Source organism: Desulfosporosinus sp. I2 (assembly GCF_000960765.1).
In the GTDB taxonomy this organism is placed as follows: Bacteria; Bacillota; Desulfitobacteriia; order Desulfitobacteriales; family Desulfitobacteriaceae; genus Desulfosporosinus.
The window spans coordinates 1-8,264 of the sequence record NZ_JYNH01000188.1 but is presented as its reverse complement, the minus strand read 5'-3'; the positions used below and the strand labels follow the sequence as shown (position 1 = coordinate 8,264).

Below are 8,264 nucleotides of genomic sequence, written 5' to 3'. Positions count from 1 at the left end.
AGGCTTTCTAAAGTGTTTAAACATGTAAAAGATATGGAATATACAGTACATGTTGATCAACCCGATCCGCGCATTTGCTGTCTTGTTACTCGAACAATTTGGGGGTGGCAATGGCGAGCTTAAAGCTGCCATGCAGTATTTCTCACAGAGCTTGGGGTGTAATGATCCAAAGATCAGGGATCTACTGCAAGACATTGCTGCTGAAGAGTTAAGTCATTTAGAAATGGTAGGTGAATGTCTTGGTATGTTGATTGGTCCAGTGGATAGCATTCCTAAAGATTTTTCTGCTAATCATATGGCCTTACTCGGGGGTGGACCGCTTCTAGTTAACTCTGCTGGAGTACCTTGGACCGCCAACTTCGTTAATTCAATGGGGGATATATATACGGATCTTTCCTCAAATGCTGGTGCAGAACTTCGAGCTAAGCTGATTTATGAACGTCTTCTCCAACAAACGGATGACGCAGGGGTCAAAGACATGATTCGCTTCCTCTTAAGTCGTGAAGAATCACATAATTTTTCCTTTATGCAAGCACTAAATACTCTACAAGGAAGCGGAGTCAATAAAGATTTCCGTGATTCTGATTTCTCGAAAAAATACATGAATATGTCAACAGGAATGGGAGATAGTCGGGGTCCTTGGAATCAAGGTAACGAGTTCTCGTATGAAGAGAATCCTAACGAGAAGTATGGTGGACCGCCTCAGTATGGTAAAGATCCTCAACCAGCAGGAACTAGGGAGGTTCGGCCGGGATATAATGACAATACTCGTAATAACCCTCAATATTCACAACCTCAACCTGATCCTAAACAACATTAAAAAAACCTATAATTTAAAAAACCCCACCAATAAAAGTGGGAGTCTTGGGAATTAGATAAATGGTGATGTTATGGTCTTAAATAGTGACATGGACCAAAAACAAAGGCACGAGTGCAAACTCGTGCCTCTAATTATGTTATGGTTCTCAATCATTAGTTTCATGATGAAACGGGTGTTTAATTTCAGGATTGTGGGCATCAGCATGATGGGGAGCTCGCTGACTATGTACTGTTCGATTGTGGGCAGTATGATCATGTTGAGATTTCTGATCATGATCATGGTCGTGGTCATGAGAAAGCCCTAGGGCATGAGCGATTGTATGTTCTTTATTGGGGAGGGTATCGAACCAACCGTTATTGGCATCTTCTTTACTGTCAAGGAAATGCATGTAGGGCTTAATGTCCAGTAAGGGGGTCCCGTTATAGGCGTCAATTCCCGAAATGACTAGGTCATTACCCCGTATTTCTTTAAGTTTCACAATGCTTAGTCCAATAGGATTGGGTCTTTGAGGGGAACGGCTGGCAAAAAGTCCGATTTCTAGTTCAGGTGCCCAAGGCGACCTAGTTAACATTTCTTTGACAGGGGTCGCCTGATCAAGATAATAGACAATATAAATATAGTTGAAGGTTTGTAAGGCTTCCAGAGCGCTGGCGTAGTCGGGGTTTAAAGTGATCCAGAAATCACCGGGTGCGTCTGGGAGAGGTTGATGCGGGGTATTTAAGGAGAAATAGGGTGTATAGATTGTGCCAATCGATTGAAATGAGATAGACATAATTTGCCCCTTTCTTGGTTAAAGAATATCTACCTTTTCTAAAAGAATCCGGTGATTGAGTAGGGCCATGTCTTTAATTTTAGCCTGAATAAACTTTTGCATTCCAAAAATATCGACGAGCTTCAGACCGTCTTCATAGGGTTCAATAGTGTCAACTGCTTCCATAAATAAGACTTCATTGTCTCCTTCTTTAAGATAGGCATTTGCTTCACACATCGTACGTTCTCCTTCTTTGTCTAAATACTAAAATACTAAAATACTAAAAGACTAAAAGACTAGCGTGAACACTTTGGCAGGTTATAGCTTTTTACAATCACGGCAGTAGCCATAAATCTCCAACTTGTGTCCAGTTACATCAAAATCCATCTTCTTTTTTAAAACTTGCTGAAGTTCGCCCATAGGGCAGTCTTCCATAGAAATTAACTTATGGCAACCCACACATAACAGATGGTGCTTATGATCATGATGATTTAGTTCATAGAGTGCTTTACCGTCATCCACCCGATTGGACTTGATCACTAAATTCTTTGAAGCAAAGGTATCGAGCGTTCTATAGACAGTCGAAAGGTCGATTGAGGCCGTCTTATCCCGCAAGTTTATATAGAGCTGTTCAGCTGTCAGAGGGGATTCGGATTCTTCAAGTAGTTCAAGAATAGCATTTCTATGTCGAGTGCTTTTAATCCCTTCTCGATTCAAGACATCTTTATACTTTGAATTTTCGTCCACAAGATCATTCCTTAATTCTTCAATTGCTGTACTATGTTTATTTTAATCCTTTTTAATATTTTAGCAATATTTCGCGCATTTAATTATTCAGCGTCGATAAAGAATTTACCTTTAGTTTTGTTCAATATTGAGGACTAAGAAGTAAAGTAATGGTTTACAATTAACAATAATAGAGTATAATTTTAAATAAAGAAATTAAATGCAAATGCAAGGCAATTGCAAACACTAAAGGGGATAATTTTAAATGTTTTTGAAAAAGCCAAAATTTATCTGGTTCGTATTATTAAGCTTACTGACATTGGTATTGAATGGATGTGGGGCAGACAGCGAGTCTAAAGCTACTGTTAGTCAAACCACAAGTTCAGTAACCAATCCAGAAAAGCCCTTAACAATAGCGACATCATTCTACCCCATGTATATCTTTACCTCAAATATTACCAAAGACATTCCTAATGTAAAGATTATAAATTTGACGAAGCCTACGACGGGATGTCTTCATGACTATGCTACCACACCTGAAGACATGAAGAATTTAGATGGGGCTAAAATTTTCGTCATTAATGGAGCAGGAATGGAATCATTCATGGATAAGGTTACGAAACAAATGCCAAATTTAAAAATTATTGAATCTAGTCAAGGAATACCGTTAATCAAAGGAGAAGGGGACCAAGGGGATAATCCCCATGTTTGGTTGAGTATTACGAATGCTATTACCCAGGTGAAAACGATTGGAGAGCAACTCGCTTACCTCGACCCTTCAAATGCGCAAAAGTACCAGGAAAATACTCAAGCCTATATTAAAAAACTTGAAGCATTGAAAGCTAAAATGCACCAAACACTAGATGGTTTGCCACAACGCAATATCGTTACTTTTCATGAAGCATTTCCATATTTTGCAAAGGAATTTAACTTAACCATTGCGGGCGTTATCGAACGTGAGCCGGGTTCTGCGCCTGATTCTAAAGAATTGAGTGAAACGATAGAAAAAGTTAAAAATTTGAAAATTAAGGCGCTTTTCGCAGAACCACAATATCCTACTAAAGCAGCTGATACAATTGGGAAAGAGACGGGCGCTAAAGTTTATACGCTGGATCCAGTCGTAACAGGGCCGATGGAGGCAGAGGCCTATATTAATCTTATGGAAAGCAATCTTATAACCCTTCAAGAGGCTCTAAAATGAAAATGAAACACCATAAATGTGCCAATTCTGAATGTAATACCTGCGAATGTGGGTTATGTTGCACCAAAATCAATCACTTTGGGGTAAAACGTAGCGGTATAGAAATATTAAAGGATGTCAATCTCCATATTCATTGTGGAGATTTGACAGCGATTATCGGACCTAATGGTGCGGGGAAAAGCACGCTTTTAAAGGCTATTCTAGGGGAGATTGCTCACACCGGAGAACTTCAATTTTTGGATGCTAAAGATAAAGGCACCACAAGACCGTCTATGGGCTATGTTCCCCAAAAACTCGAATTGGATTCAAGCTCCCCTACTAGTGTCCTTGATTTATTTGTTGCAGCCCATACAAATATCCCAATCTGGTTTACCTACCCTAAAAAGATACGCGAGCGTGTCAAAGAAAGCTTGGCCCGTACTCATGGAGAACATCTGATTAATCAACGGTTAGGAGAATTATCTGGTGGTGAGTTACAAAGAGTATTATTAGCGCTTGCCCTTGATCCAATTCCTCACCTCCTACTCCTTGATGAACCGGTATCCGGTATAGATCAAAAGGGCTTAAAGTTATTCTATGAAACCGTTTCGATCCTTAGGGATAATTATGATTTGTCGATTATCTTAGTTTCGCATGATCTTAATTTGGTAGCGGAATATGCAGATCGTGTTGCTTTTATCAATAATAAGACGATTGAATGCTGTGGGACTCCACAAGAAGTTTTCAGTAATCCCAACGTTATTCAAACCTTTGGTTTAGATTGGTCTAATCGTTTCCCAAGGGATGAGAAGGATAAGGTGGAATAATGCACTTATGGTATAGCTTGGTCGATTTATTTCTTCCCTTCGAATGGATGCAATATGCGTTTATGAAGAATGCTCTTTTGGGCGTTTTACTAGTAACCCCTATTTTTGGCTTGCTTGGCACCATGATTGTTAATAACAAAATGGCCTTCTTTTCTGATTCATTAGGTCACTCTGCCTTAACAGGGATTGCCATTGGGGTAATATTGGGCATTAAAAATCCAATCTGGTCCATCCTTTTTTTCTCTGTGTTGATTACGATAGCCATTCTTATTGTCAAAGAAGCGAACACGGCTTCAACGGATACGATCATCGGGGTATTTTCTTCGACGGCAGTTGCGCTGGGCATTGTCATACTTTCTCGTAATGGTGGCTTTAACAAATATTCAGGGTATCTTATTGGGGACTTGTTAAGTATTAGTCCGTCAGATTTGTTGACACTTGGAATTGTTTTCGTACTCGTAATCTCTTTATGGGTCGTGATTTTTAATAAGCTTCTTCTATCGAGTATGAACCAATCTTTGGCCCGTAGCAGAGGGATTGGGGTTAGACTCTATGAATACTTATTTAGCATCATTATGGCGGTTATCGTAACGATATCAATCCAATGGGTAGGGATACTGATTATTAGTTCACTACTGATCATTCCAGCAGCCTCTTCGCGAAATATTGCTAAAAATATGAGGCAATATCATATTTACTCAGTTTTGATTGCTGTGATTTCAGGACTATCGGGCTTAATCTTATCCTACTTTTGGGGAACAGCTACTGGGGCGACGATTGTGCTGGTCGCATCAGGGTTCTTTGCACTTACGTTTGTTATGAAACTAAGACTTGGGCAAGGCTAAGGTCTTGGTTGTTATCAAAATTGTAAACTCAGATCTGTCTCCCGAAGATGCCGTATCCATGTGCTGCCGGTTAAGGCTTAATACCGGTGAACTTAGAAAAAGAGGTGGGGGTTTGTTTGGAAGCAATCCTCTCACAGGATCAATCGGTGTATTTACAATTAACCTTCCCAGATTAGCTTATCTATCCAATACAAAACAGGAATTTATGGAACGTCTGAAACAAATGGCTGAAATCGGGCGCACGGCCTTGGAAATCAAGCGGAAAATTATTGAACAGCAGTCAGAAAGGGGACTGTATCCCTATTCATGCTATTATTTGAGACATTCAAAAGAGCGGACTGGGCATTATTGGCACAATCATTTCAGTACGATCGGTATCGTCGGAATGAATGAGGCGTTACTGAATTTCATGGGAAAAGGAATTGAAACTGAAGAAGGTCGGGAGTTTTCGGTGAGTGCAATGAACTATCTGAGAGAGCTACTAGTTAAATTTCAACACGAGACCGGAAACGTCTACAATTTAGAGGCGACGCCAAAATGACACTTCAACAGCTTAAGTATGCAATTGAAATCGCAACCTGGGGCTCCATTAATGAGGCTGCAAAGCGTTTATTCATAGCTCAGCCCAGCCTTTCCAACGCAATAAAAGAATTGGAAGCAGAGCTTAATATCACGATTTTTGAGCGCACCAACAAGGGAATTAGTATTTCAGTTGAGGGGGCGGAATTTCTCGGCTATGCACGGCAAGTATTGGAGCAAACAGAATTGTTGGAAAACCGTTACCTAGATGCAAAGCCATCCCCCCAGCATTTTTCTGTTTCAACCCAGCACTATGCTTTTTCTGTCAATGCCTTTGTAAATCTCCTAAAAAAATATGCCTTGGAGGAATATGAGTTTACCATAAGAGAAACAAAAACCTATGAAATTTTGGAGGATGTAAAAAACCTTCGCAGCGAAATCGGTATTTTGTATCTCAATGAATTCAATTCAAAGGTAATCAATAAGCTTATGAAAGAAAACAATTTGGAGTTCACAGTATTATTTAAAGCTGCACCTCATGTTTTCATCAGTGCTAAAAATCCCCTGGCAAAGCAAGAGAGAGTCACGTTGGAGGATTTAGATTCGTATCCCTGCTTGTCCTTTGAGCAAGGAGAGTACAATTCTTTCCATTTTTCAGAGGAAATATTGAGTACCTTATCTCATAAAAAGAGTATCCGTGTGAGTGATAGGGCAACTCTGTTTAATCTTTTGATCGGATTAAATGGCTACACCATTTCAACAGGCGTTTTAAGTGCTGACCTTAACGGCAATAACATCATCCCAGTACCCTTGGATATTAACGAAACGATCACTGTTGGATGGATTTCACATAAAAGTGTAACGCTTAGCAGGCTTGCGACAGCTTATGTGCAAGAATTGGAAGAAGTAACTAAACATCTATAGATAATCACTGGCAGAACTCTAAAAATTAGCCTGTTATAGTTTTATGCTATAGCAGGCTATAGTTTTTTGGAGTTAACCTATATCTATTTTATCATGCTATAGTGAATGTATTAGGTTCAAATCTATCTAATGTACTTTCTCAAAATTAAGGGGGCTAACTGATGAGATACAATATCGAGGAATATTTAAAGGAAAGAATTCTTGTCCTAGATGGCGCAATGGGGACTTGTATTCAGGGATATAACTTAAATGAGCAAGAGTTTGCAGGACGTTGTAATTGCCATAGAGGGCAAAAGGGGAATAATGACCTTCTAAATATTACTCATCCAGAGATTATTAAAGGGATTCATAAACGTTATCTAGAAGCTGGGGCGGATATCATTGAAACAAATACCTTTAATGCAACTAGAATATCTCAAAAGGATTATGGCATGGAGGATAAGGTCTATGAGCTTAACTTCCATGGAGCAAAGCTTGCAAGAGAAGAGGCAGATCTTTTTACTAACGTTGATCCCAGTAAACCGCGTTTTGTAGCAGGTTCAATTGGGCCTACCAATAGAACAGCATCACTTTCACCAGATGTTGAAAACCCAGGAATAAGAAATATAAGCTTTGATGAACTCGTACTTGCTTATGGGGAGCAGATACAGGGGCTTGTAGATGGTGGAGTAGATATTATAGTTATTGAAACAATATTTGATGCTTTAAATGCTAGGGCAGCAATATTTGCAGCTGAAAATGTCTTTGAGGAAAAAGGTTTAACCCTGCCTATTTTTATCTCAGGTACTATTGCCGATAAAAGTGGTCGTATTTTATCCGGTCAGACGCTTGAAGCTTTTGCCCACACTATGAAGGGTGATGAAATTCTTGGCATAGGATTAAATTGTTCCTTTGGAGCCAAGGATTTAATTCCTTTCATTAAAAATCTTTCCAAAACACAAGATCGTTATGTAACTTTTCATCCAAATGCAGGTCTGCCAAACTCCCTTGGGGAGTATGAGGAACGTCCGGAAGAAACTGCGGCTTTGGTAAAGGAATTGGCAGAGGAAGGTCATTTAAATATTGTCGGGGCATGCTGCGGTTCAACACCGGCGCATATTAAAGCGATCAGTGAAGCGATTAAGGGCATCAAACCAAGGAAAATCCCTCTGATCGAGAAAGAGACGGTTTACTGTGGTCTTGAAGCCATTGTCATAAAGAAAGAAAATAATTTTGTCAATATTGGGGAACGAACGAATGTTTCTGGATCAGCTAAGTTTGCAAGATTAATTAGAGAGAAAAAATATGAAGAAGCATTATTTGTGGCCAAGGAACAGGTGGAAAATGGAGCCCAAATTATAGATATAAACTTTGATGATGGGCTGCTTGATGCCTTAAGTGAAATGGATATATTTCTTAAGCTGCTTGCTAGCGAGCCAGAGATTTCAAGAGTTCCGGTGATGATTGATTCCTCAAAATTTGAAGTTTTAGAAGTAGGCTTAAAGGCAATCCAAGGTAAAGCTGTCGTAAATTCCATAAGCCTAAAAGTAGGGGAAGAGGAGTTTATTCGGCAAGCAACGTTAATTAAACGATATGGCGCGGGCGTTGTGGTAATGGCTTTTGATGAACAAGGCCAGGCAGATACTTTTGAAAAGCGAATAACAGTTTGCAAAAGAGCGTATGATTTATTAGT

Annotated in this window: 8 protein-coding genes and 2 pseudogenes; 7 read left to right on the top strand and 3 right to left on the bottom strand. The window is 39.5% G+C overall.

Annotated features, from left to right (window positions below):
• The first annotated feature begins 12 nt into the window (after window positions 1-12).
• Window positions 13-820, top strand: a pseudogene (locus tag UF75_RS23675) (manganese catalase family protein).
• 145 nt (window positions 821-965) lie between these two features.
• Here the strand turns inward: UF75_RS23675 and tsaA are convergent.
• The 3 genes from tsaA to UF75_RS23660 form a co-directional block, all read right to left on the bottom strand.
• Window positions 966-1,592: a tRNA (N6-threonylcarbamoyladenosine(37)-N6)-methyltransferase TrmO gene (tsaA, locus tag UF75_RS23670; RefSeq protein WP_045576984.1), complete on the bottom strand. Its 627-nt coding sequence runs from the start codon at window positions 1,590-1,592 to the stop codon at window positions 966-968.
• A gap of 18 nt (window positions 1,593-1,610) precedes the next feature.
• On the bottom strand, window positions 1,611-1,808 hold the full coding sequence (locus UF75_RS23665; RefSeq protein ID WP_045576983.1) for a CooT family nickel-binding protein: 198 nt from the start codon (window positions 1,806-1,808) through the stop codon (window positions 1,611-1,613).
• 81 nt (window positions 1,809-1,889) lie between these two features.
• Window positions 1,890-2,318, bottom strand: coding sequence for a transcriptional repressor (locus UF75_RS23660; protein WP_045576982.1), 429 nt, complete (start codon window positions 2,316-2,318; stop codon window positions 1,890-1,892).
• Window positions 2,319-2,562: 244 nt separating this feature from the next.
• On the opposite strand from UF75_RS23660, the gene UF75_RS23655 reads away from it, so the two are divergent.
• The 6 genes and pseudogenes from UF75_RS23655 to UF75_RS23630 form a co-directional block, all read left to right on the top strand.
• Window positions 2,563-3,498: a metal ABC transporter substrate-binding protein gene (locus UF75_RS23655; RefSeq protein ID WP_045576981.1), complete on the top strand. Its 936-nt coding sequence runs from the start codon at window positions 2,563-2,565 to the stop codon at window positions 3,496-3,498.
• 2 nt (window positions 3,499-3,500) lie between these two features.
• On the top strand, window positions 3,501-4,304 hold the full coding sequence (locus tag UF75_RS23650) for a metal ABC transporter ATP-binding protein (protein WP_045576985.1): 804 nt from the start codon (window positions 3,501-3,503) through the stop codon (window positions 4,302-4,304).
• Entirely contained in the window at window positions 4,304-5,149 is an 846-nt protein-coding gene (locus UF75_RS23645) for a metal ABC transporter permease (protein WP_197079522.1), read from the top strand. Before UF75_RS23650 ends, UF75_RS23645 begins: the two co-directional genes overlap by 1 nt.
• 22 nt (window positions 5,150-5,171) lie before the next feature.
• A pseudogene (gene nrdD / locus UF75_RS23640) lies at window positions 5,172-5,684 on the top strand (anaerobic ribonucleoside-triphosphate reductase); the annotation flags it as partial.
• A gap of 2 nt (window positions 5,685-5,686) precedes the next feature.
• Window positions 5,687-6,592 (top strand): LysR family transcriptional regulator, encoded by a 906-nt coding sequence (locus UF75_RS23635; protein WP_045576978.1) that lies wholly within the window; start codon window positions 5,687-5,689, stop codon window positions 6,590-6,592.
• 161 nt (window positions 6,593-6,753) lie between these two features.
• Window positions 6,754-8,264 (top strand): homocysteine S-methyltransferase family protein (locus UF75_RS23630; RefSeq protein ID WP_045576977.1); only part of this gene is annotated, 1,511 nt, incomplete at its 3' end.

Coding starts and splice junctions, on each gene's coding strand:
- UF75_RS23650 (WP_045576985.1), top strand. CDS start 3,501: ATGAAACACCATAAATGTGCCAATTCTGAATGTAATACCTGCGAATGT.
- UF75_RS23665 (WP_045576983.1), bottom strand. CDS start 1,808: ATGTGTGAAGCAAATGCCTATCTTAAAGAAGGAGACAATGAAGTCTTA.
- UF75_RS23635 (WP_045576978.1), top strand. CDS start 5,687: ATGACACTTCAACAGCTTAAGTATGCAATTGAAATCGCAACCTGGGGC.
- UF75_RS23645 (WP_197079522.1), top strand. CDS start 4,304: ATGCACTTATGGTATAGCTTGGTCGATTTATTTCTTCCCTTCGAATGG.
- tsaA (WP_045576984.1), bottom strand. CDS start 1,592: ATGTCTATCTCATTTCAATCGATTGGCACAATCTATACACCCTATTTC.
- UF75_RS23655 (WP_045576981.1), top strand. CDS start 2,563: ATGTTTTTGAAAAAGCCAAAATTTATCTGGTTCGTATTATTAAGCTTA.